The organism is Bradyrhizobium sp. B097, from assembly GCF_038957035.1.
GTDB lineage: Bacteria > Pseudomonadota > Alphaproteobacteria > Rhizobiales > Xanthobacteraceae > Bradyrhizobium.
The window spans coordinates 7587631-7610277 of record NZ_CP152412.1; the positions used below are offsets into that span (position 1 = coordinate 7587631).

Genomic DNA, 22647 nt, shown 5'->3' on the forward strand with positions numbered 1-22647 from the left:
ATCCCTAGCATAGCATCCATTTAAAGTCGATTTCGTATCGACACCGCCGCCGCCCCTCACGATAGCTATCAAAACGCTTTTAGCGACGCGCCTGACAGCTTCTCGTGCTTGATCGCGGGATCGAGCCGCGACCTCCAGTCATTTGCCTGGCGGATAATGCGCGCGCGCTGTTCCAGTGCATGCGCCGTATTCTGCACGTCAGGGCGTGTCTGGAAGCCTTTGGCGGCGTCCTTGCCGGACTCGTAGCCATAGACCTTGGCTGCGACCACCACGTCGCCGATCGCTACGTCCTTCACGCCGCCGGCGACGCCGACGAACAGCGCAACATGGGGCTTGTAATGCTCAAGCGCCCGGACCGCGATTGCGGCAGCGCCCGCATTGCCAGGGCCAGCCTCGACCACCGCAATATCCCAGCCGTCGAACTGCCCTTTGAAGAAGCCGGTACCGTTGACGGTCTCGACCGTGTGCCTCCCGAGCTGCCGCAAGACCGCGCGCGTCTCGACCTCGAGGGCGGTGACGATGACAGCAATGGGGGATTGGCGTTGTGGCACGCGGCAGCTCGATTGGTATGGGGATACACCCCGACATATAGTTGCTCGTCCGATCTTCGCCTAGCGATAATCGCAGTGATGGCGATCATCGGCATGCCGATGATCGCCCAGCAGGTGCTGGTGCTGCGGGTGTTGGTGATGCCGCCGGTGCCGATGATGATGATGATCTTGATGCCGATCGTGCTGCTGGTGCTGCTGCTGGTGATCATGATGATCATCGGCATGATCATCATGGTCATCCCGGCTAGGTCGCCTTGTCCCCGTCCTTCAAGGCGAGGGCTTCTTTAGCTCGCGGCATCAGGAATTCCGCAAGCGTTTTCGCCACATCCGTCAGCAGGCCGGGGTCAACCGCAACCTGCTTGGTGAACGCCGCCCACTGATCCTTCTTGCCGGCGTCCTCGGTAAAGGCCGGGGTGAACGCATCCGGCAGCGCGGTCGGAATCTCGGTCTTGCGGCGCGCGAAGGTCGCCTTGATGGCGCGTGCTAGGGTGTTTAGTCCCGGCATTTGCTGGAGCGGATTGAGGGTGAATCGTTCGGGCTCTGTTGTCTAGGCTTTGCAGATGTATTCTTAGGGCGTGAGGCCCTTCAGGGTCTTCAGCCGCCGAGCGTAGTTGTAGGCGTTTACGAAGTCGGCAAGGTGTGCTTCGAGCTGAGCGTGTCGATCGTAATGGTAGCGCTGGACGGTCGCTTCCTTGATCGTGCGGTTCATGCGCTCGACCTGGCCATTGGTCCAGGGATGCTTGATCTTGGTCAGCCGATGTTCGATGCCATTCTCTTGGCAGCGCATATCGAACAGCCGCGTAAAACTTGTCCCATAGCGCATCCTTCGAATCGTGCGATAAGAATGCACCATCAAAGTTTGGGACTATACACCTAGAACGCCGTCGATTCGATCGGCGGGCCAAGCGGCAACCCTCGGTACCGTATAGGTGTGCAACTCCTTAGCTTTTTCTGCGATTGCCGCACCGGCACTGTCGTCCGAGACGAGCAGTCGTGAGGGGTCTTGGGCCAACGACACAAAAGAAGACAATTTGGCATAACCGTACGTGTGCATTGCAGCCATACGCCCCATGTCAATTTCGTCGATGTCGTCGTTGCTGAACGCCCTGGAAACATGCGGGCTGGTGTGGCATCGTAGATTTGCCATGGAACGTACATGCTCTATCGCGCCGACTTCGTTGTCCACACGCGGCTTGCTGTGTCTGCTCTGGTTCTGAAAACGGTGGAGCTCGAGATACGACGATGCCAGGACCTCATTTAAAACGCCCTTGGCATCGACACTGCCTGCGGACGATCCAGACGTTGTCGACCACCGTGTCGTTCGCTGCTCGGCCAACCTGATCTCGTAACTGAGCGCTCCAACGTTCGCTCCGGCGAGCGATGCGGCTAGTTCGGCGCGCGCCTTGACGAAGGCCGCCGCCCTACACCGTTCGCGCTCCGGGATAGCACCCGCTCTCATATTGCCATTCATCACAGTCGAAGATGATCCACCTTCAAAGTCTGTCAAGACTGAATCTGAAGGCTGGTGGAGCGACCGTAACTCCCTTAACTGCCGGTCAAAGACCGTTTGATCCGGCGACGGGCATGCCGGTGAGGTGGCGTGCGTTCTCATGTCGCCGGGTTGCAGTCGAGCCGAGTCAGCGAGGCTCCATGCATTCCTATTCATTCTGCTTCCCGTATGAGCAAGGACCCTATTTTCTCAGATAATGAAATCAGCTGTCGAGAAGCTGACGAGCCCACAGTTTGGGAAGCGTGGAAGCCTCCCTTTCGGCGCCAACAACGGCACTCCTGCATCACCACCGCTCGCGCGGATCGTCTTCCCGCGGCAAAGCCGGTGGGGATGCGCCAAAGAAGCGCGTCCCAATGGGAAGCGACGTCGGCGCGACTGAAAATTATTCCGCCGGACCGCTTGTCGGCCCATCCTAAGCCGGTGGGTATTCAGAGGGGAAGTACCAGCCAAATCGGTTATTCAGCGGCACGCCATGGCCTGCCTCTTTCCGATAATGCGCTTCCCACATCTTGAACGCCGGGGAATCTCCGCTCACAAAAACCAGTGGGGTTTTCTCACGCCCCAAGCCTTCGCACTCCTTGGGATCAATCCCCAGCGCAGCAAGGCAATCCCTCAGGGTCTCGTTTTCTTCGATGGTTTCGAAGAAGTCGTCAGTTGGGACTCCTTTGCGCATCGCATCGGCCACCAGCTGAAGAAGCTTTGGATCCTCCTCTTCGACCAGGCGATACATTATTCGCATCTGACCGCGCGCCAAATACCGGTCCCCCATGCCGGGGTCTCTGTCGTCGGCCTGCTGCATGACCTTCGCATAGCGTGGGACGTCTTGGATATAAGGAGCGCTGTGCTTCCGAACGGAGGCGGCAACGACTTGCAAGATCGCGTCGACGAGAATGGGCTGGCCGTATTGCTTGATCCAACCGATCTAGGCCTGAATCTGGGTGACGGATTCTCATTGTGAGTCTCTCTGATGCCCGTCAGCTTCTCGACAGCTAACCCTCCTAGAATGGAAACGCACGGATCCGAGTACTCGGACCTGCGAAGTGACCGCAGGGATGGACAATTTGAAGATATAAACCCATTGGATGGTCCAGACGTCTGCCGGACGTACTTCGCCATGCACCCGGAGCAAGCGAGCTTTGAGCAGCACCTGAGCGGATCGCAGCCGGAGGCGGAGAGATGGCCGCGCCGGCAGAGCGTAGAAACGCTTTGCTCGATTGCGCGGGATCGCGATTGTAAAAGTAGCCTTCGAGGACGAATTCGCGGCGCGCCCGGTCAGGTAACTGTCACAAGAGCATCGATATCAACAAGGCTGCCAAGCGAGAATGAAATGGCCCCGTTTAACAACGTCAACCCATCCGCCGCTAGCACGTACTACGTCGAGCCGCACCACGAAGAGGCAGGGCAAGCAAACTTTGAGCAGCGACTTAGAGAGACTCAGCCAATCCACCGAACATCAGCTTCACTCGGGGCTGGATCATCCCGGATTGTGACGGAAGGCAATATGAGAGCGCGGGCTATCCAGAGTAACGAACGGTCCGCAGCCGCATCCTTTGTCAGAACGCGCGCTCAGCTTGCTGCAACGCTCACCTGTGCGAACGTTGGGGCGCTCAGAAGGGAAATCGAACTGGCTGCGCAACAATCAGCACAGTGGCCAACAGCGACTGGGCCGTCAGCCGGCAGTGTCGATCGCAGCCGCGTTTTCGATGACGTAGTGGCATCGTCGTATGCCGAGCTGCAGCGTTTTCAAGATCACGCCACCCATTGCAAGCCACGTGTGTTGGACCATCAGAGCGCGATGGACCATTTGCGTTCGATGGCGTCTTTACGTTACGACGCCGCCCCTTGGAATATTTGGGGAGGGCAACAACTTGATCTGGGTCGCGCGGCGGCAGAGCACATGAGGGGGGATACCGATTCTTCGCCTTTTGTATCACTGTCCGAGGACGCCTCGCGACTGCTCCTTTCGCCGGACGATGCCAATGAGTATGGCGCGAAAGCGATCGCGGAAAGCGCCATTGAGTTGCACACCTACACGGTGCCGAGGGCCGCCACTTGGACGTCCGAAGAGATAGTCAGGATTCTTGAGGACGGGACTGAGAATGATGAACCCAATCTAGCATGGGTGAGCGATACCCCAACTGAGGAGCGCGAGGTACTGTTTCTGGGCGGGAACCTGGATGACTATCGGACCGCTAGCGGACCGAATCCATACAGGAAGTCAGGGACAAAAAGATGAGTGGAGAAGATCCAGAAAGGGGCATTTGTCCTTGTTCCGATACTCGGAAGAATCGGAAGCAGGGTTCGCGGCATTATAGCAGACTGATGGGAGTGGGCAGTGGGGCGACGAGAACCATCGTCGCCCTCAGGCAGAAACCCCACTCAAGCTACTGTCCGAATTTGGGGAGCCAGCTCTCTGCTCATACAAGCTCTCGACGTCGCCTAGCCGAACGATTTAGGTCCCAATCAGAGCGGTGTCACCGAACCTGGCATGCTAATTCCTGATAGTTCGTCGGCGGGCAAAAAGCGTACTGGTGTCGACAACTTCGTCGCGCAATCTAGAGCCTAACGATAGATTGCACGACTATGACGCGAGACTTTGAGCCGCGACTCTCTGACTTCTGAACGCAGCCTACCATCCGGTCAAATGCGGCCCGTTCCCGCTCGATCAAGAAAGCCGACAATGTTCGAAACACTAAGCCGTAAACCCAACGATCCCCTGCTTGCGCTGATTGGGCTCTTTGACGCAGATCCCCGACCAGACAAGATCGACCTTGGGGTCGGCGTCTATCGCGACGAGGCCGGTCATTCGCCGATCTTTCGTGCCGTAAAGGCTGCGGAGCACCTGATTTGTGAGACCCAGAACACTAAGGCGTACGTGGCGCCGGAGGGTGATCAAACATTCCTTGATCTGCTGTGGTCGTTGGTTGGCGGGCATACGGCAACCATCCACGCCTCTGGTGTGCAGACACCCGGTGGCTCGGGTGCTTTGCGGCTCGCTGCCGATCTGATTCGCGGGACCGGAAGGGGTAAGATCTGGCTGGGTCAACCGAGTTGGCCGAGTCATGCAGGAATTTTCTCGGGTGCCGGTCTCCCGGTCGAGACTTACCCATTCTTTGATGTTGCCTCGCAGACCATTCTAGTTGACAGCATGATGAATGCACTACAACAGGCCGAGCCCGGCGACGCAGTTTTGCTTCATGCTTGTTGTCACAACCCGAGCGGCGCTGTGCTGACGGCGGACGACTGGCGTCGGATCACCGCGCTGATCTCTGCGCGCGGGCTTACGCCGTTGATTGATCTTGCCTATCAGGGTTTCGGTGCCGGGCTCGACGAAGACGCCGCCGCGCTTCGTTCGACAATTTCTGCTGTTCCAGAGGCGCTTATCGCGGTGTCATGCTCGAAATCATTTGGACTTTATCGCGAGCGTACTGGCGCGGTGTTTGCGGTCGCGTCTTTGCAATCAGCTTCTGAGACTGCTCGGTCCAATCTTGTTGCTATCGCCCGCGCCAGCTACTCAATGCCGCCCGATCACGGCGCCGCAATCGTCAAGACCATCCTCTGCTCCCCCGAACTATGCCGGGACTGGCGTGAAGAGTTGGAATCGATGCGTCATCGCCTCCTCACGTTGCGAAAATCTTTCGCCGACGCATTGGTAGGAAGATGGTCGAATGCCGTCGCCATCGGCTCGCAAGAGGGCATGTTTTCCATGCTGCCCCTCTCTCAGACCGAGGTGCTGAAACTAAGGGAAAAGCACGGCATCTACATGCCGACATCTGGCCGAATCAACGTCGCCGGCTTGAAGCGCACCGATGTGGCGCGTGTCGCAAGCGCGATCAAGGGGGCGGTGAGTTCCGCACCGGGACATGGGCCTTGATAGAGGCCTCAGACCGCCGTCAAAGGTTCGATTCCCTAGACGGCATTCACGATCAGAGCGCCACCAGCAGCCGGACGGTGGAGAGTGGAGTGCTGAGGGATCGAACCCGTTCTACATGTGCTCAGGTTGATAAGTCCTAGCACACGAGCAGCTTTGCGATCGAAGACGAAAGGCAGCGGGCTACGAAGCCGGCGAGCAAGTCAAGGGAGGAAACGAGCTCTGACCGAAGACGGCAGCGAAGCTGCCGCCACGTGCCAGCTATCACTCAATGAGCTAGTGGCTCGTCACAGCGATTTTGACAGTTCGATACGGCGCCAGCTTAGGATCGGCAAGTCTTCCGGCGGCACGAGGATTTCGATGCTTCTGGGGGCGCCGGCTTGACGGCGAATGAGACCGTCTCGTTCGAGCGTGACGATCATCTGGTGGACCGAAGGCGAACTGACGCGGAAGTGGCGCTGCATGTCGGTTTCGCCGGACCTGCGTCCGAACATGTGCGAGTAGGTATGGATGAAAGCCAGACAGTGGCCCTGCTTCTCGGTAAAGCGCGCGCCTGATTTTTTGACTCATGGATCGATCCGTCCGGAGTCGTCCGTGAAGAATGCGTATCGGCCCGATAGATAAGCAGAAGTTGTCTCGATAAAGTATTCGATTTTGCAGGAAGCCGGGTGTTGGGCCGCGGTTTCTTGCGTTTTGGGATTTCGCTTTCGAGGGATTCGTGATTCCCTGACGGCGGGTCATCGGCATTGGGGAGGGCGATGAGCAGACCGCGGGATGATCGCCAGAAAGACCTGTTGCTTCCGGCGCTCGATCAAATCATCGACATGGGCCACCCGCTGGTGCGGTTGGCGTCGCTTATCGACTGGAAGTTTCTGGATGACCGCTTTGGTTCGGTGTGCCAAACCGGGCCGGGGCAGCCTGGCCTGCCGACGCGGCTTGTCGCCGGCCTGTTCATCCTGAAGCACATGCACAATCTCTCGGATGAGGTGCTGTGCGCCCGCTGGATCGAGAACCCCTATTATCAATACTTCTGCGGTGAGTTGAGCTTCTGCCACCGGCTGCCGTTCGATTGATCGTCGATGACGCGCTGGCGCCAGCGGCTCGGCGAGGAGCAGCTCGTCGCGCTGACCCAGGAAAGTCTGTCGGTGGCGCACAAGACTGGCGCGCCAGATTTGAACGTCGTAGTGCCGTCGCGCCAAGACTGAACCGCCTGGTCGGCAGCATCAAAGGTCCTGCCCTTGGCGATGATGGCACGGTCATAGTCGGATAAGCCCGCCAATGAAGATTTGATGGCCTCGGCCTGTTCGCTGAGGGAGCGCTCTTCGAGCGCCCGCTGATCGAGGGTACGCGCGAGCGTGCGCTGGCGGCGGCGTGACGCATAGGTCTGCCGGATGCGCTCGGCACGATCGGCGCTTTGCTGCGCGACGCGGCTCAATTCAGAGCGGATGGGTGCGGTGATAAATCGTGAGAGTTCATCAATGCGCACGCTGACGCCACTTAGCTGCTTTTGGCTGTAACCCTGGATCGGCAGCAGCGCGCGTACCTCGTCCTCCGAACACGGACGCATGTCGGCATCGGCGATCTTGATCTGAAGGCCTCCATCGCGGCTGTCGCGCCGGACGACGTGAGGAACGCCGTTCACCTCATAACTTACCTGAACTGTGGCGTTGACTGGCTTTAAGGTTTGTTCGATGAGCCGCGCGCGCCGTGCCAGATAGTTCGGTGCATCTTCGTCGGCGATGCCGGGCGGTTGATCGCAAAGTGCCCAACGCAAGTATTCGAGCAGCGTCGATTTGCCGGTACCACGACCGCCGCAGTGAAACCACGGCGATACTTCTCACTAAGCAGGAATATTGCTACGCTTTCTTCTTTGTCGCGGCGGGATAGGGCTCAATTGATGGCAGCTTATGGGTTTCTGGGAGACCTTTCGACCTGGTTGTTGGTACTGAAATATTTGGGCCTGTGCCTCGCGGCCGGCTCTTCCATTTGGGGCACCGTCAACGACCTCGCCATCAAGGGGCCAAATGGCGAGCGGCGCCTGACCAAGGCTGGGGCGGCGGCTATTGGGTTTACAGCACTTGGCCTGATCATCAGCCTTGTGTCTGAGGATTTGCGGCGTCGACAGGATAGTGCCTCGCACGCCGCACAGTTTGTCGCCGAAGCAAAGCGCACGAACGAAATCATCATTTCTGGCCAGCAGTTGGCCGGCCTTTCGTTCCGCTGGGAGTTCACAAGCAGAAGTGCCGCGCTACGGAAAGCGATGGATGATGGCACCAAAGGTCAGTACGAAAACGCCTTAACGTCGCAAGGTGGGGTGCCGGTCACTCCGTTCGAAGTTGTCGACTATGAGGCACTCCTTCTGCCGCTTATTTCTTTTGTTGCCGATCCCAAAAATGGCCTGAACGCGACGCTGCCTCCGCCCGCCGACGCGGCCACCGAGCAAGTGAAACAAAGCGAGAAAAAGCAAGGCTCGACGGTCGTGCTGATGTCGTTGGATGCGTCATCCAACGCGATCCTGTCGTTTGGGAGTATCGGCAAGGATGCCGAATGGGCGTCAAATACTGGCGACAAGATACCCTCGGCTGGTTTTGCAGGGGAAAGCCCGAAGCGCAACGGGGATTCCCTTCCGCAGGTTGTCCATCCGGGAAAGTCGCCGAGTCCGGGGACGGAATTTACCTATGCGATCAGCTGGGACTTGGATCCGGGCACGCTGGCCGGCGTCGTCGACCGCCGAAACCCGGAAATTGCCCCGACTGCAAAGCTTCCAAAGGTGTTCAAGATCGCGATTCTGAACGGCGGACTGGTGTTGCCCTTCCAGAAATTTAACTTCGCAGTCCCAGCTGTCACCCTTTGGGGTAAGCATCAAGACGCTGCTGTCGCAAAGGACGATTTTGTGCCTGACGATGTCAGCAATATGAAAATCACGCTTGTGGTCAACGGCTCCGAGGACGTGCGTTATGACTATTATCTGAAGCGTGTATCAAAGATTGATCTTACCGATGACGACATAGACGTCGATACGGAGTGCACCATGCTCGAATTTGAAGCGAATTAGTCCGCAGGACGCACGAGGCCGGTCGAGCGTTACCCCAGATCAAGGCAGCGGAACGGTGACGGGGGTGGGCGCCCCTTCTTTGTCACCATCAAATAAAATCAGCACGCGCAAGCCCGCGGGGCTTTTGTCCAACGGAAGCAGTGCTTCAGGCTTACGTTCGGCATCAAACGAAGTCAGCTCGGCGAGTAGCGTGACATTCTCGCTCGCCCCATCCCACGAGAAGATGGCATAGACTCCCGGTCCGTCGGCCATCGGGCCAGCCAAAATCAGAATGCCGTCTCCGAAGCGTGCGAGGTCTCGAACCCCGCGGCCCTTGCCCAAGGAAAGACGGAACGGTTCGGCCGCTCCGGGCGGGCCGCTGAACAAGGACTCGACCGCAACGGGGACTACAACGGCTCGCTCATCGCCCAGGATCGGACCGCGCAAGCCTGCCAAGAGGGTGCCATCGCTCTTGATCGCAATCCCTTCGATTGTCAGCCCGTTTTCCTCAAGGCGCTTATCCATTGAAGCGGCCAGGATCGGACTAGACGCAAGAACATTCCGCAATTCATCCGTACGCTCAATGCCATCCGCGGACGTGCCCTCCGTACTGGCAGGAACGCGAACGACTTGGCTGCTCGCACTTATCCGCGCCTTGATTTCATCCGCGTGTTTCTTTGGGTCAAGCTTATGTTTTTTGTCGCGGGGATGCCCGTGCGAGCCGATGACATAGTAAAACCCGTTTGCAAAAGCCACGCCTTCGCCATCAAGTTCAAGCGGTCGGCCTTCGAAAGTGTTGTCGATAAGGTCGATGGTCTTGCCGGCGATGAGCTCGCCATCGTGTAGAGTTACAAGTTGGGCGGCCTGCATATCATCGTCGATGACAAGGCATGAGCGAGGAAAGCCGGTAGCGGTGCTGCAGGCAATGCCGCTGACATCCTTGGACTTTCCGCCATCCTTACCGACCAGTGTTTTCTTGACTGGCCACGCCTGCTCTTCGCGGCAATGCCCCGGATCGGCAGCACAGGCCAGGATCAACAGCAAACAGACGGCCGCGGCGCGGCTATATGACGTGACCATCAATTCCACGGGTTTCAAATCATTTCTCATCAAGGGTTTGACAGTGGCATGACGCGCCAACCTGGAACTCGCTCGCCCGGCTATCGGCGGTTCATCCGCAGGGTACCGATCTTTAAGGGTTCGGCAGCCAGCGCAAAGGTGAGGTTCTTCTGAGACTGTGCTTCGTGTTCGCGTAAAGCACCGATGATAACGGCATGATCTATCGTGAAGAGCAGCTTCTTATCGAGGCAAGCTTCGACGTCGCTTCGAGGCCTTTTATCTGATACGAGGCCGAAGGTCAGGATCGGTCGGATCACGGGTTTTACATTGATGCCGGGCGTCGTTGCCTTGATCTCCTCCATAACGGGATCTGTTTCCCAGTATTTTTCGACATCAAAGAAGATCATCGGTGTTACTTCGTCGAGGGTCTTGGCGTAGTAGTTGCGCTCCACATCCTGATAGACTTCGCGCATTGTTCCGCCGCCCCCACGGCCGTAAACGATGCCGGCCCGCGAATTGTTGACGAGCGCTTCCTCGCGGAGGCTGTTCTGGAAGTACTTTGCGTAATGGGTTGCAAACGGCATGGTTGGCTCCGCGCCGTAAAGCCAGGTCGGAATCGCAAGGCTTACGGGAAGCGTGGCAGGAGCTTTTCGGCGCACTTCAATCGCAGCTTTGAGCCAATCCCGTGCCTCAAGAAGGGCTTTCAGTTTGCCCTCCTTGATGGTCCAATCAGGGGCGAAGAGATCGTCGAGCATCGGGGCCTTTGGTGCCTTGCCCAGCGCCTCAATCGCATCGTCGAGCTCCTTGGTCGTTTCGGTGGAAGAGAACGTCACACCGAGATGCGCAGCCTCCATCACGCCGGGCCCGCCGCCGGAGACGAGAAGAAAATCCTTCCGGGCCAGGTCGCGGGCAAGATGGGCTATGGCCTTGTACGCCGGGTGGTTTCGCGGAAGGCTATGCCCACCCATAATGCCTACGAGCGGCCGCTGGACTGTCTTCAAGAAGGCCCGCAGTGCATCGGCAATTGCCGCGTCATGCGCCGCCTGTTCGGAACGGATGGCGAGCGAGGCGGGTAACGGCCCGCCATTGGCAACGAACTCGCGGTATATCGCAAAGTCCCGTGACAGCGTGTAGCCCATCTTGTCCCACGGGTTGAATCCGCCAAGCAGGTCCTCCGCTGTGTAGAGTTGGCTGGGCATCGTGACGGACATTGGCGGACACTCCTGGACTGTGAGGAACTCTTCCGATCGCGTTGTATACTGGATGCCGTATTGCGCGAGCGGCACCAGCGGCGATTAAGGCTGGCACAGTTGATCGATTGGGAGGCACAGGTTGCAAGCTCCGGTCGTCGCCTGCTTGCAGCAATGTTGCGCTTTTTGGCAGACCTTCGCGTCATGTGAATCAGCCAAAGAGAAGCTGGCCCTTCTTCCGATGTCGCGACCAACATCCAGCGTGTAAGTTGCATTCTGGTCGGCTATCGGCTTGGAAAGCAATCCAACCGTTAGGCGATCTTTCCTCTGGTTGGTAACTTCAAGCACAGTCAGCTTATCCGGCGGATAGGCCATAACGTCCGACAGGCCGACTTGCGAGAGATCGACACCGCCTCGCGCGACCACGTCAACGGACACGTTCACCCACGAATTTGTCGTCCTGCCGCCCGGCCAAGCGACCGCGATCGCGGGCCCCTGAGTAATCTCGAAACGACCCTCGGCACTTCCATTCTCCGTCGCGACGATGATCGTGCGTGGGCCCAAGTCTGCGTTATCGGAGAGATCGACAGAAAGGTCTAATCTTGTCGCGGACGCAGAGCGAATGCGAACATCCGTCACGTCGTTGTCGGGGCGAAGAGAAATCTGCGAGACCTTCACCTTGGTGAAGTCGATAGAAGAGCCAGATTCTATCACCAGACTGTCAATATATCCTGTCGTGACGGTAGCTGGTGCGACCGAGAGGTCCAGACCGTGGGCGGCACGCCCGCCAGCTATTGCAATGATGGCGCCGATCAGAAGTATTGAAATATGATTACGTGTACCAGTCATAACGGCATCCTGATGAAAATACTATTGGAGGTAACACGTTCTTACCCGCCTCAAATGAGAGGCAGCAACGCTCGCTGTTTCCCATGACAATCGCAAGACAGAGTTTGTGTTAGATCCTCCGCTATAGGGCTGGCCTGGCATTGGAAGCCATTTCCGTGCCGCCCGGGGAATGTCGAAATCGCTTCAGGTCGCGTTATACACGAGATGCACGTATTGCGCGAGCGATATAATCGTGCATTATGCCCTGTGGGTCTGTGGGGGAAGTCATGGTCGCTGCGGTTATGCGCTTCAGCCGACCATCCCACATCTGACGCGATCATCCCTGCATCGCTGTCTCCAGCGCCACGGCATCAGTCGATTGCCGGAGGTCGAAGGCAGTAAGCCTCCGAAGAAAAAGTTCAAGGCTTATCCGATCGGCTATTTCCACATCGACATTGCTGAGCTCCAGACCGCTGAAGGCAAGCTCTATCTCTACGTCGCCATCGATCGCACCAGCAAGTTCGCCTTCGTGCAACTGGTCAGGAAGACGGGAAGGACCTCCGCCTCCGCCTTCCTCGAAGCTCTGATCGCGGCTGTGCCCTACAAGACCCATACGGTTCTCACCGACAATGGGATCCAGTTCACCTTCTTGCCGCGCTACGCGGACGGCCCGACGGCAAGATACGTGACACATATGTTCGATATGCGCTGCCAAGAGAATGGCATCGAACATCGGCTGACCAAGATCAAGCATCCCTGGACCAATGGGCAGGTCGAGCGCATGAACCGCACGATCAAGGAAGCGACCGTCCAACGCTATCATTACGATCGACACGATCAGCTCGAAGCACACCTTGCCGACTTCATTAACGCTTACAACTACGCTCGGCGGCTGAAGACCCTGAAGGGCCTCACGCCCTACGAATATATCTGCAAAGCCTGGACAAAAGAGCCCGAACGATTCACCCTCAATCCGCTCCAGCAAATGCCGGGACTAAACACCTAGCGCGGTGGCGATCGAAACGACAGAACGTATACTAACCCACAGGCGGCAGGGCAGCGGCCCTTATCATCACGTCCGCGAGCGCTTCGGCCATGTGCGTTGCGCTCCAATCGCTGTGATGTAGCCGATCGGCATCCGATGGATCGACCATCCGGTCGAAGGAGATTTTCTCGATCTCATGCCATTGACGCATCAGCTCAAAGCGCTTGAAGACATTTACTGGTACGCGCGCGCCCGCCGCCGCGTCCTCAATAAGCTGTACCGTGGCACGGGCGCTTGCGATCTTTTCCGCTGTCAGTACGGCCGGCGTGAATTGGACATCCATAAGGATGATGTCGACGAGCGCATCGGCGAGCAGCGCCAAACCCTCCCGAAGGGCCGCGGCCACCGGCTTGAGGTCCTGGTTTTTCCAAGCGGCGTTGGTGCCGACCTGCCAGATCACGACCGACGGATGTTCGGCGATGACATCCGTCTGCATGCGGCGCAGCTCGTCCGGCGCCTCTTCTCCCCCCACGCCGCGGTTGAGCACGTCAAAGTTCCGACCAGGGCGGCGCGCACGCAGCGCGCTCTCAAGCCGATAAGGATACGGAACGATGCCGCCTTCTCCTGCGGTAGTCGACGAGCCGATCGCGGCGATCTTGATGGTGCCCTGCCCTGCCAACTCGCCAGCCAATCGGTCCATGCGAAGGCGAAACGGAATGGGCTGGGCCGGGATCACGTCGAGCGTCGTATTCATCGCGGCACCATCCTGATCTCGCGCGGTCTACCGCCACTGTCGAAGCGTCATCAAGCAATGGTCTAGTCCGCGACTGTAGAGTTCACTCTGGAGGTCGATATGAAATTGCACGGGCTCATTGCATTGGCAACCCTTCTAGTCCTCGGAGTATCGCAAGCGGCGCAAGCGCGCGATCTGACGGTCGCGACGTGGAATCTCGGGTGGCACCTGAGCCAAGCCGAGGCCAAGGACTGGATACGCGACTGCGGACAGCCCTTTGCACTCAACCCGGCGACCGGGCTTTTCGAGCCCTCCACGACGGGGGCGACGAAGCCGGGCTGGGAGCTTCGGTGGGGGCGCGACGCCAAGATCAAGTGGGACATCGCGCTAAAGCCACCATGTGACGTGTTTCAGACCGGCTCGCACAAGATCGTACCAGTGACGGAAATAGCGTATCAAAAGCGAGCGCAGCAGATCAGGGACTTCATCAAAGCGAACGTCGATGCCGACATCCTCGCTTTTCAGGAAGTGAGCGGCGAGACGGCGGTTCGAGAGATCCTGCCCAACAATGGTGCCGACTACGACATTTGCTCGTTCGATAGTTTCAAGGTTCAACGTCTTGCAATCGCCTGGAAGCGGGCGTTGGGTGCGGCGTCCGGTTGCGCGGCCGAGCCGACGCTTTCGCTGCCGCAGCTCAATCCGACCGATCAAGTGCGACCCGGCCTGTCGGTGCTGCTGCAAATCGATGGCAAACCCCTGAGAATCATGACGGTGCACCTCAAGTCTTCGTGCGTCAGCCCGCTCGAGGACAGAGGTAAACTTGACGGGGGTGGGCCTGCTTGTCCGATTCTTCAGCAGCAGGTTCGTCCGCTTGAAGCATGGCTTGAGTCCCGGTCGGCGGGCAATCCGGTCATCTTGATGGGTGATTTCAATCGCAACCTCTCGCATGAGAAAAGTTCAATTGCTCCGTCGGCGGTCCGGTCGGACGGCAGCGACCCGGCCTCGACCCTGCCCGCCGGTGTCCTCGTCCGCAGCCTTTCTGGCGAGGTAAACGACAGCACGCCGGCGGAAAGCGCATTGACGCATCTTGAACCCGAATGCCCGGTGAACGCCGTCGCCAAGCAGATGTGCGAACGCTCAAAGCGTGAGCTGTTCGACCAGGACGCTCTCAAGCCATTGACGCGCGCAGATAGCCTTGGCTGCCGCAACCCGATTGGCCTTGACCAGATGCTTGTTAGCTCCAGCCTGACGGCTGGCGGCCCTGCCACCAAGGTGGCCATTGGCCGTTTCGGCGGAACGCGGCCTGCAACGGCAGAGCATCCGGACCCGCTGTTGGCAATCTCGGATCATTGTCCGCTGAAGGCCACCTTGAATTTTTAAAGTCGTCAAACCGTGCCAGTCGTTTCGACCAAGGCGGCCCGTGTAATTCTACGCCGATCACATTGTGGAGAGCGTATCCGTTAGACGGTTCGCAAAAGCACCGTTTGAAAAGCCGTTTTAGCCAGCTCGTCTGCGGTGGAAGAAAGTCAAGGAGCCGCATGAAGGGACGATCCCGATCTTTCGGAGGCGAATGAAATCCGTGGCGCCCATACCCATTCCGCCGAATTCTGGCAGGAGCGTCGTGCGGATGATGCGGTGGTGGGCGGACGAGTTCGACCGGCTAAGGGAGCACGGCGTGTCATCAAAATGAGTGCCTGAGGAAGAGCGCGTTCAAAGTGGGGCTGCCCCCTTAAGTCGCACGTCCATTAGTTCGACATGTTGGTGTCAAGGAGCGCCAGAAGTGAGCGCACCATTACTAGTCGCCGACGTCCGATCGTTGTCGTGACGATACGCCCAGTTCCTATCAACTCGTAAAGCTTCGTGCGTCCCAAGCCGGTCACTTCGCATGCATCGTCAATCGTGCAGGTGAGCCGCTGGGCGAATGGTATCGTGCTCGGTTCTGCGGCTATCGGAGGGGATAGACTGACGTGTGACTGTTGTCCGCCAGCTTTCTCTCTTCGATTGCATCTCACACGGCCCTCCTATTCGCACAAAGCTCGACAGGACAAGAGTTGATTGTGCGGCGAGCAACGTCAATGCGAACATGCGAGGGGGCTCGCGTACGACAGCGCACATCAGCGGCGGTTTGAATATTTTCGGACACCAAGGGCGACGAAGAAATTTTTCGCGAATGCCCCAACCAAAGTGAGGCATCGCGCCGTGGCTATTTGGCGAATGTCAGCAACAAATTCCGCAAGCGTTCGCCGCTGTTCACCTGCGTCTTATTCAACCATTATTCAACGAACGCGGCTGATGGCAACCTAAGTGCCTGAGTTTGCTGGCGCTCCCTAGGGGAATCGAACCCCTGTTTCAGCCTTGAGAGGGCCGCGTCCTAACCGCTAGACGAAGGGAGCGTTGAGGGGGAAGGCAATAGCCTTGAAATCGGCCTGCCGCAAGATGGCTTGTGCGTTGCGGTGGGGATTTTGTCATCCATGCTTACCATGCCGTGCCGGCGATTTCGGCACGGGAGCGGCCCCGGAACGCCCCCTGCGGGGGCCTCAGCGCGCCGCCCCCGCACGGACCAGCGACGCGGCCGCGCCACGCGCATGATGGCCACCTCCGGATGTCATGTCTGCATCGTGCACGGCCCTGCTTTCGCCAAACGGAAATGCAAAACACCTGGCTGTGAAGTCACCCGACGGCCTGCCTCTGCTAACATCGCAGTTCTTCACCATGCTGCGCCGGGCAAGGCGCTCGAGACGCGAGAGGAGTGCTTGGAACAAAGCGCAAGCCCGCAGGCACGACAATTTGGCTCACGAATATCTTGGCAAAAACAAACATCAACGCGGCCGCAGGCCATGGAAGACGTTCCGCCCTGCCCGCACCGGTCAATAGCTTAAGCAGAGCGAGGACAGACCATGATCAAACTAAAAATCAACGGCCAGGAACAGAATTGGGACGGCGACCCGGATCTTTCGCTGCTGTGGTATCTGCGTGACGAAGCCGGCCTTACCGGCACCAAGTTCGGCTGCGGCCAGGCCCTGTGCGGCGCCTGCACCGTGATCATCGACAAGGAGGCTGTGCGCGCCTGCATCACCTCGGTCTCCGACGTCGCTGGCCGCGAGGTCACCACCATCGAGGGGCTGCACCCGACCGGCGACCATCCGGTGCAGAAGGCGTGGCGCCAGGTCAATGTTCCGCAGTGCGGCTATTGTCAGGCCGGCCAGATCATGCAGGCCGCGGCGCTGCTGGACCAGAACCCGAAGCCCAACCACGACCAGATTCGCGAAGCCATGTCGGGCAACATCTGCCGCTGCGGCTGCTACCAGCGGATCGAGAATGCCGTCCATCTCGCATCGACGGGGGTGTGACATGAACATCCGCACCAACATACCTACCAATTCTGGCAAGCTTCGCGGCTTCGAGAAGCACGTCAAGGTCGAGAATCTTTCGCGCCGCAGCATCCTCAAGGGTCTCGGCATCGCCGGCAGCTTCGTGCTCGCCGCGCCCGTGATGACGCGCCAGGCATTCGCCTATGAGACCGGCGCGGGCAAGATGCCGCACGGCGTCGTGGTCGATCCACGCGTGTTCGTCGCGATCGCCCCCGACGGCGTCGTCACCATCCTGGCGCACCGCTCCGAGATGGGCACCGGCGTCCGCACCAGCCTGCCTTTGATCGTCGCCGAGGAAATGGAGGCCGACTGGTCGCGCGTCCACGTCCAGCAGGCGCATGGCGACGAGGTCAAGTTCGGCAACCAGGACACCGATGGCTCGCGCAGCACGCGGCACTATCTGATCCCGATGCGCCAGATCGGCGCCTCGGCACGCGCGATGCTGGAAGCCGCCGCCGCCAAGAAATGGGGCGTGCCGGTCGCCGAGGTGAAAGCGCAGAACCATGAGGTCGTCCACAGCGCGAGCGGACGCAAGATTGGCTTCGGCGATCTCGCCGCCGATGCCGCCAAGGAGCCGGTGCCTGATATCAAAGGCCTGAAGCTGAAGGATCCGAAGGACTTCCGCTATCTCGGCAAGGGCCAGGTCTCGATCGTCGACCTGCACGACATCACCACCGGCAAGGCGCATTACGGTGCCGATATCCGCCTGCCCGGCCTGAAATATGCCGTGATCGCGCGGCCTCCGGTCACCGGCGGCAAGGTCAAGTCGTTCGATGACAGCGCGGCGATGAAGGTACCCGGCGTCGAGAAGGTGATGGAGGTCAAGGGCTGGCCCTGGCCGTCCAAGTTCCAGCCGCTCGGCGGCGTGGCCGTGATCGCGCGCAACACTGGTGCCGCGATCAAGGGCCGCGACGCGCTGAAGATCGTCTGGGATGACGGCGCCAACGCCAAGTACGATTCCGTCACCTATCGTTCGTCACTTGAGGAAGCTGCGCGAAAGCCCGGCCTCGTGGTGCGCAAGGAAGGCGACGTCGATGCGGCCTTGAAAAGCGCCGACAAGGTCATTGTCGGCGAATATTATCTACCGCATCTCGCCCATGTCAGCATGGAGCCGCCGGTCGCGGTTGCCGACGTCAAGGGCGACAAGGCCCAGATCTGGGCCCCGGTGCAGAGCCCCGGCGGCACCCGCGAGGATGTCGCCAAGACGCTCGGAATCCCCGAGGACAATGTCACCGTCAACGTGACGCTGCTCGGCGGCGGCTTCGGCCGCAAGTCGAAATGCGACTTCGCGCTCGAGGCGGCATTGCTGTCGAAGGAGCTCGGCGCGCCGGTCAAGGTGCAGTGGACCCGTGAGGACGATGTGCATCACGACTTCCTGCACACGGTCTCCGTGGAACGGATCGAGGCCGGTCTCGACAAGAGCGGCAAGGTGATCGCGTGGCGGCACCGGAGCGTGGCGCCGACCATCGCCTCGACCTTTGCCGCCGGCGCCAATCACGAAGCGCCGTTCGAGCTCGGCATGGGCCTGATCGACAACCCGTTCGAGATCGCCAATCTGCAGTGCGAGAATCCGGAAGCGGCCGCGTTCACGCGGATCGGCTGGTTCCGCTCGGTGTCCAACATCCCGCGCGCCTTCGCGGTGCAATCCATGGTCGGGGAAATCGCGCATGCGACGGGCCGCGACCAGAAGGAGATGCTGCTGGAGCTGATCGGGAGCCCGCGGATCGTCAACCTGTCCTCGGTGAAGGATCCCTGGAACTACGGCGAGCCCTATGACAGCTACCCGATCGACACCGCGCGGCTGCGCAAGGTGGTCGAACTGGTCGCCGAGAAGGGCGAGTGGGGCCGCACCGTGCCGAAAGGCCATGGTCTTGGCATCGCCGTGCATCGCTCCTTCGTCAGCTACATCGCGACCATCGTCGAGGTCGCTGTCGACGACAAGGGCAAACTCACGGTGCCGCGGGTCGACACCGCGATCGATTGCGGCACGTACGTCAACCCGGAGCGGATCGCCTCGCAGATCGAGGGCGCCGCGATCATGGGGCTGAGCCTCGCCAAATATGGCGAGATCAGCTTCAAGGACGGCAAGGTGCAGCAGAGCAATTTCGACGATTTCCCGGTGATCCGGATCGACGAGTCGCCTGCGATCACCAACGTCTACATCGTGCCGCCCACAGCGGACACCCCGCCGAGCGGCGTCGGCGAACCCGGCGTGCCGCCGTTCGCACCGGCGCTGAGCAACGCGATCTTTGCCGCCACCGGCAAGCGCATCCGCGCGCTTCCGATCGGCAAACAGCTGGAGACGTGAAGGCGATCGAGCGCTGAACGAAAGACTGGACGCCCGCGAGACACATTGTTCGCGGGCGTCTTGCTTAAGCGGCTGGAAAAATTTGAATCATTGCACCGCTCAATCCACAAGCCGTCATTGCGAGGAGCGAGAGCGACGAAGCAATCCATCTCTCCGCATATGCGGGCCGATGGATTGCTTCGCTTCGCTCGCAATGACGTGGACAGACAAACCGGAAGCGGACCGGGAAGCGGCGGGCTCCCCTCTCGCCGCTTCCCGATCGCATCGCCCCCTATCGGTGGTTCGCGCCTTACTTCTTGTTGAGCGCGAACACCCAGATTACGCCGCCTTGCGGGACGTTGTTCTCGAAGCCCGCGACCTTGCCGGCGAGCGCGTCCTGGATGCGCTGCGCGTCGACGCCCCAGCCCGACTGGACCGCGATGTACTGCGTGCCATCGACCTCATAGGACATCGGCATCGCCATGATGCCGGAGTTGGTCTTCTGCTCCCACAACAGCTCGCCGGTCTTGGCGTTGAAGATGCGGAAGGCGCGGTCGTTGGTGCCGCCGGCGAGAACGAGATCGCCCGCCGTCGCGGTCACCGCGCCGAACAGCTGCGACGTCTTGTAGTCGTGCTGCCAGACCTTCTTGCCGGTCGCCGGATCCCACGCCTGCAACTCACCGAAATGATCGGCATTGGGTGCGGGCGTCAGGCCGATGTCCTCCGGCTTGGTGCCGAGCCAGAGCTGACCGGGAACCAGCGGCTGCTTCTCGCCGGTGAAGCCGCCGCAGAAGTTTTCGTTGGCGGGAACATAGACGAGTTTGGTGTTCGGGCTATAGGCCGCCGACGGCCAGTCCTTGCCGCCCCACAGCGACGGGCAGAACTCGACGCGCTTGCCGAGCACGGGCTTGTGGTCGGGATCGAGGATCGGCCGGCCGGTCTCGGCCTCGATGCCCTTCCAGACATTGGTCTTCACGAACGGCCAGCCGGCGACATAGTTGATCTTGTCCGGCTTGCGCTCCAGCACCCAGAAGATCGCATCGCGGCCGGGATGAACCAGGCTCTTGAACGACCGCCCGTCGCGCTGCATGTCGATGAGCATCGGCGCATCGACCTCGTCCCAGTCCCAGGAATCGTTCTGGTGATACTGGAAGTGGGTCTTGATCTTGCCGCTGTCGGGATCGAGTGCGATCACCGAGCTGGTGTAGAGATTGTCGCCGGCATGCATCGAGCCGGGCCATGGCGCGGCGTTGCCGACGCCCCAATAGACCGTCTTGGTGTCCTTGTCGTAGGTGCCGGTCATCCAGGCGGAGCCGCCGCCCGACTTCCAGTCGTCGCCGCTCCAGGTCTCGTGACCGGGCTCGCCTTCGCCGGGGATGGTAAAGGTGCGCCAGAGCTCCTTGCCGCTGTTTGCGTCGTAGGCGACGACATAGCCGCGCACGCCGAACTCACCGCCGGAGCCGCCGACGATCACCTTGCCGTCGACCACCAGCGGCATCAGCGTCAGGTACTGTCCCTTCTTGTAGTCCTGGACCTTGGTGTCCCAGACCACCTTGCCGGTCTTGGCATCGAGCGCGACGACGTGATCGTCGGTGGTGGCGAGATAGAGCTTGTCCTCCCACAGGCCGACGCCGCGGCTGGTCGGATGCAGCTGGAACAGATCGTCGGGAAGCTGCCGCTTGTAGCGCCAGTACTCGTCGCCGGTCTTGGCGTTGAGCGCGATCACCTGCCCCATCGGGGTCGCGACGAACATCACGCCGTTGTTGACGATCGGCGGCGCCTCATGGCCCTCGATGACGCCGGTCGAGAAGGTCCAGGCCGGCTTGAGGTCCTTGACGTTGGATGTGTTGATCTGGTCGAGCGGACTGAAACCCTGTCCGTCATAGGTCCGGCGATAGAGCATCCAGTTGCCGGGTTCGGGATTTTCGAGACGCGCAGAGGTGACGGAACTGTAGTTTTCGATCGGCCCTGCGACGGCGTAGGTCGAAATGAGGCACGTGAATGCGACACAACTCGACAGTAACCACTGCTTGCTTGTCATGAGATGCTACCTCCCTGTTCTGTTTTGTTTTTTAGGTCATGCAGAAATCCCGATGCGGCCTCATCCTCCCTGCTGAGCACCCACCTTCCCGACGAATGGCGCTGCGACCGTGATCGCGCCGTCGGCAACCGTCAGCGGCAATGCCGCGAGGCGACGTGGCGCCGGCCCGAACACGACCTGCGCATTCTGCCGCGGATCGTATTCGGAGTTGTGACAGAGGCATTTCAGAACGTTCTTGTCGCCCTGATCTTGCTTCAACCAGGCAGTGATCGGACATCCGGCATGCGTGCAGATGACCGAGTAGCAGACGATGCCGTCAGGCGCGCGGGCGCGCGTGGCATCGTCGAGTTCGCTCGGATCGAGCTTGACGAGCACGACCTCGTTGAGCCGCGAGCCCTTGCGGACGACCGAGGTCTTCGGATCCTGCGGCCAGGCGCGAATGGGCGGTCCGCCGAGCTTCAGATCATCCGACTTGATGACCTGGCCGGCCTTGTCGCCTTCGGCGCGCACCAGGACGTCGGCCTTTTGCGGTCGCTCACTGGCACCGGGCTGATCTTCATCGTCGGCGGCTGCGGGCTCGATCGCGACGAGACAGGCGCAGCCCGCAAGCGCGGTCAGCAGCGCGCGACGCGTCGGGTCGGTGCACGACGCTGCCGCTTCGGATTCACCGCACTGTTCGCTGGAAGCGCTGGGGTTGGACTCCGACATGGCGCAAGCTGAGCGTGCAACTCGGCCGAAAAGATGGCGGCACACATTCTCGATGCGCGAACGCATGCGCAAAAAATACGCTGCAGCTTTTGGTTGATCGACCGCGCCGCTTCGCGATTGCTTCGATCAGGGCTCGTTGACGAAGCTCAGCCTGCCGACAGGTTTCAGTGTCTTTGCATCAAATGTGCGGATCTCTGTTGCACCGCCTATATCAAGCGTGAGCACCAGCCGCTCGCCGGCGACGCCGGTTGCGACGATACGGGCGCCCTTCGGCAGCGCAGCAGTGACGTCGGATACGGAAACGGGGCTTCCCTCGCTGCGATAAAGGCGGTAGCCGATGGCAATCAACACGACGGCCACGGCCAAGGCCGAGGTCAGGCCCGCGATCAGCATCATGCGCCGCACCCGCGCGATCAGCGCGGCCTGGTCGGGGGTCGGTTCGGTCACAGCGGTGTCGGTCATCACAAGGCTCTATCTTT

At 59.9% G+C, this 22647-nt stretch carries 19 protein-coding genes, 1 tRNA gene and 4 pseudogenes; 9 read left to right on the forward strand and 15 right to left on the reverse strand.

Translation table 11 applies throughout. The annotated features are described in order from the left end of the window. Positions 1-68: 68 nt before the first annotated feature. On the reverse strand, positions 69-551 hold the full coding sequence (locus tag AAFG07_RS34790) for a hypothetical protein (RefSeq protein ID WP_342724201.1): 483 nt from the start codon (positions 549-551) through the stop codon (positions 69-71). Positions 552-629: 78 nt separating this feature from the next. Between AAFG07_RS34790 and AAFG07_RS34795 the strand changes: the two genes are divergently transcribed. Further along, on the forward strand, positions 630-839 hold the full coding sequence (locus tag AAFG07_RS34795) for a hypothetical protein (protein ID WP_342724202.1): 210 nt from the start codon (positions 630-632) through the stop codon (positions 837-839). Here the strand turns inward: AAFG07_RS34795 and AAFG07_RS34800 are convergent. The 4 genes and pseudogenes from AAFG07_RS34800 to AAFG07_RS34815 form a co-directional block, all read right to left on the reverse strand. Beyond that, positions 796-1056 carry a hypothetical protein gene (locus tag AAFG07_RS34800; RefSeq protein ID WP_342724203.1) on the reverse strand — a complete coding sequence of 87 codons (261 nt, stop codon included), beginning with the start codon at positions 1054-1056 and terminating at the stop codon, positions 796-798. The genes AAFG07_RS34795 and AAFG07_RS34800 overlap by 44 nt on opposite strands. Before the next feature lie 66 nt (positions 1057-1122). Beyond that, positions 1123-1347, reverse strand: a pseudogene (locus tag AAFG07_RS34805) (integrase core domain-containing protein); the annotation flags it as partial. 69 nt (positions 1348-1416) lie between these two features. Continuing rightward, entirely contained in the window at positions 1417-2058 is a 642-nt protein-coding gene (locus AAFG07_RS34810; RefSeq protein ID WP_342724204.1) for a hypothetical protein, read from the reverse strand. A 415-nt stretch (positions 2059-2473) separates the two neighbouring features. Beyond that, a complete protein-coding gene (locus tag AAFG07_RS34815) occupies positions 2474-2860 on the reverse strand; it encodes a hypothetical protein (protein WP_342724205.1) in 387 nt (128 codons plus the stop codon). A gap of 528 nt (positions 2861-3388) precedes the next feature. Here AAFG07_RS34815 and AAFG07_RS34820 point away from each other — a divergent pair. Together AAFG07_RS34820 and AAFG07_RS34825 are read left to right on the forward strand one after the other, a co-directional pair. Continuing rightward, positions 3389-4297, forward strand: coding sequence for a hypothetical protein (locus tag AAFG07_RS34820; RefSeq protein WP_342724206.1), 909 nt, complete (start codon positions 3389-3391; stop codon positions 4295-4297). Positions 4298-4741: 444 nt separating this feature from the next. Further along, a complete protein-coding gene (locus tag AAFG07_RS34825) occupies positions 4742-5935 on the forward strand; it encodes an amino acid aminotransferase (protein WP_342724207.1) in 1194 nt (397 codons plus the stop codon). A 284-nt stretch (positions 5936-6219) separates the two neighbouring features. On the opposite strand, the gene AAFG07_RS34830 is transcribed toward AAFG07_RS34825, so the two are convergent. Next, a complete protein-coding gene (locus AAFG07_RS34830) occupies positions 6220-6396 on the reverse strand; it encodes a hypothetical protein (RefSeq protein WP_342724208.1) in 177 nt (58 codons plus the stop codon). A 294-nt stretch (positions 6397-6690) separates the two neighbouring features. On the opposite strand from AAFG07_RS34830, the pseudogene AAFG07_RS34835 reads away from it, so the two are divergent. After that, positions 6691-7098: pseudogene (locus AAFG07_RS34835) on the forward strand (transposase); the annotation flags it as partial. Between the two features lie 176 nt (positions 7099-7274). On the opposite strand, the pseudogene AAFG07_RS34840 reads toward AAFG07_RS34835, so the two are convergent. Then, a pseudogene (locus AAFG07_RS34840) lies at positions 7275-7706 on the reverse strand (TrlF family ATPase); the annotation flags it as partial. Between the two features lie 120 nt (positions 7707-7826). Between AAFG07_RS34840 and AAFG07_RS34845 the strand changes: the two are divergent. After that, positions 7827-8987 carry a hypothetical protein gene (locus AAFG07_RS34845; RefSeq protein ID WP_342724209.1) on the forward strand — a complete coding sequence of 387 codons (1161 nt, stop codon included), beginning with the start codon at positions 7827-7829 and terminating at the stop codon, positions 8985-8987. Positions 8988-9026: 39 nt separating this feature from the next. Here the strand turns inward: AAFG07_RS34845 and AAFG07_RS34850 are convergent, their stop codons facing one another. From AAFG07_RS34850 to AAFG07_RS34860, 3 genes are all read right to left on the reverse strand, one after another. Next, positions 9027-10106 carry a DUF3616 domain-containing protein gene (locus AAFG07_RS34850; protein WP_342724210.1) on the reverse strand — a complete coding sequence of 360 codons (1080 nt, stop codon included), beginning with the start codon at positions 10104-10106 and terminating at the stop codon, positions 9027-9029. Between the two features lie 20 nt (positions 10107-10126). Continuing rightward, on the reverse strand, positions 10127-11236 hold the full coding sequence (locus AAFG07_RS34855) for a hypothetical protein (protein WP_342724211.1): 1110 nt from the start codon (positions 11234-11236) through the stop codon (positions 10127-10129). An 84-nt stretch (positions 11237-11320) separates the two neighbouring features. Next, complete coding sequence (locus tag AAFG07_RS34860) at positions 11321-12064, reverse strand: hypothetical protein (RefSeq protein WP_342724212.1); 744 nt, start codon at positions 12062-12064, stop codon at positions 11321-11323. Between the two features lie 274 nt (positions 12065-12338). Here AAFG07_RS34860 and AAFG07_RS34865 point away from each other — a divergent pair. Continuing rightward, positions 12339-13049: pseudogene (locus AAFG07_RS34865) on the forward strand (IS481 family transposase); the annotation flags it as partial. Between the two features lie 31 nt (positions 13050-13080). On the opposite strand, the gene AAFG07_RS34870 reads toward AAFG07_RS34865, so the two are convergent. After that, positions 13081-13782 (reverse strand): GDSL-type esterase/lipase family protein, encoded by a 702-nt coding sequence (locus tag AAFG07_RS34870; RefSeq protein WP_342724213.1) that lies wholly within the window; start codon positions 13780-13782, stop codon positions 13081-13083. Positions 13783-13881: 99 nt separating this feature from the next. On the opposite strand from AAFG07_RS34870, the gene AAFG07_RS34875 reads away from it, so the two are divergent. Then, the gene (locus AAFG07_RS34875) at positions 13882-15141 is read left to right on the forward strand and encodes an endonuclease/exonuclease/phosphatase family protein (protein ID WP_342724214.1); all 1260 of its coding nucleotides are present in this window, start codon (positions 13882-13884) and stop codon (positions 15139-15141) included. Positions 15142-16079: 938 nt separating this feature from the next. Here AAFG07_RS34875 and AAFG07_RS34880 read toward each other — a convergent pair. Next, positions 16080-16154: transfer RNA gene (locus AAFG07_RS34880), tRNA-Glu, on the reverse strand. A 504-nt stretch (positions 16155-16658) separates the two neighbouring features. Here AAFG07_RS34880 and AAFG07_RS34885 point away from each other — a divergent pair. Together AAFG07_RS34885 and AAFG07_RS34890 are read left to right on the forward strand one after the other, a co-directional pair. Then, the gene (locus AAFG07_RS34885; protein WP_092124185.1) at positions 16659-17111 is read left to right on the forward strand and encodes a (2Fe-2S)-binding protein; all 453 of its coding nucleotides are present in this window, start codon (positions 16659-16661) and stop codon (positions 17109-17111) included. Position 17112: 1 nt separating this feature from the next. Then, positions 17113-19440: a molybdopterin cofactor-binding domain-containing protein gene (locus AAFG07_RS34890; RefSeq protein WP_342724215.1), complete on the forward strand. Its 2328-nt coding sequence runs from the start codon at positions 17113-17115 to the stop codon at positions 19438-19440. 289 nt (positions 19441-19729) lie between these two features. On the opposite strand, the gene AAFG07_RS34895 is transcribed toward AAFG07_RS34890, so the two are convergent. From AAFG07_RS34895 to AAFG07_RS34905, 3 genes are all read right to left on the reverse strand, one after another. After that, positions 19730-21460, reverse strand: coding sequence for a methanol/ethanol family PQQ-dependent dehydrogenase (locus tag AAFG07_RS34895; protein WP_342724216.1), 1731 nt, complete (start codon positions 21458-21460; stop codon positions 19730-19732). Between the two features lie 60 nt (positions 21461-21520). Further along, entirely contained in the window at positions 21521-22168 is a 648-nt protein-coding gene (locus tag AAFG07_RS34900) for a Rieske 2Fe-2S domain-containing protein (RefSeq protein WP_342724217.1), read from the reverse strand. 126 nt (positions 22169-22294) lie between these two features. After that, positions 22295-22630, reverse strand: coding sequence for a hypothetical protein (locus tag AAFG07_RS34905; protein ID WP_050402671.1), 336 nt, complete (start codon positions 22628-22630; stop codon positions 22295-22297). Between the last annotated feature and the right edge of the window lie 17 nt (positions 22631-22647).

Excerpts from the sequence above, each read along its gene's own strand:
- AAFG07_RS34855 (WP_342724211.1), bottom strand. The coding sequence starts at position 11,236 with ATGTCCGTCACGATGCCCAGCCAACTCTACACAGCGGAGGACCTGCTT.
- AAFG07_RS34825 (WP_342724207.1), top strand. The coding sequence starts at position 4,742 with ATGTTCGAAACACTAAGCCGTAAACCCAACGATCCCCTGCTTGCGCTG.
- AAFG07_RS34795 (WP_342724202.1), top strand. The coding sequence starts at position 630 with ATGGCGATCATCGGCATGCCGATGATCGCCCAGCAGGTGCTGGTGCTG.
- AAFG07_RS34905 (WP_050402671.1), bottom strand. The coding sequence starts at position 22,630 with ATGACCGACACCGCTGTGACCGAACCGACCCCCGACCAGGCCGCGCTG.
- AAFG07_RS34800 (WP_342724203.1), bottom strand. The coding sequence starts at position 1,056 with ATGCCGGGACTAAACACCCTAGCACGCGCCATCAAGGCGACCTTCGCG.
- AAFG07_RS34860 (WP_342724212.1), bottom strand. The coding sequence starts at position 12,064 with ATGACTGGTACACGTAATCATATTTCAATACTTCTGATCGGCGCCATC.
- AAFG07_RS34815 (WP_342724205.1), bottom strand. The coding sequence starts at position 2,860 with ATGCAGCAGGCCGACGACAGAGACCCCGGCATGGGGGACCGGTATTTG.
- AAFG07_RS34900 (WP_342724217.1), bottom strand. The coding sequence starts at position 22,168 with ATGTCGGAGTCCAACCCCAGCGCTTCCAGCGAACAGTGCGGTGAATCC.
- AAFG07_RS34885 (WP_092124185.1), top strand. The coding sequence starts at position 16,659 with ATGATCAAACTAAAAATCAACGGCCAGGAACAGAATTGGGACGGCGAC.
- AAFG07_RS34830 (WP_342724208.1), bottom strand. The coding sequence starts at position 6,396 with ATGCAGCGCCACTTCCGCGTCAGTTCGCCTTCGGTCCACCAGATGATC.
- AAFG07_RS34895 (WP_342724216.1), bottom strand. The coding sequence starts at position 21,460 with ATGACAAGCAAGCAGTGGTTACTGTCGAGTTGTGTCGCATTCACGTGC.
- AAFG07_RS34875 (WP_342724214.1), top strand. The coding sequence starts at position 13,882 with ATGAAATTGCACGGGCTCATTGCATTGGCAACCCTTCTAGTCCTCGGA.
- AAFG07_RS34890 (WP_342724215.1), top strand. The coding sequence starts at position 17,113 with ATGAACATCCGCACCAACATACCTACCAATTCTGGCAAGCTTCGCGGC.
- AAFG07_RS34870 (WP_342724213.1), bottom strand. The coding sequence starts at position 13,782 with ATGAATACGACGCTCGACGTGATCCCGGCCCAGCCCATTCCGTTTCGC.
- AAFG07_RS34820 (WP_342724206.1), top strand. The coding sequence starts at position 3,389 with ATGGCCCCGTTTAACAACGTCAACCCATCCGCCGCTAGCACGTACTAC.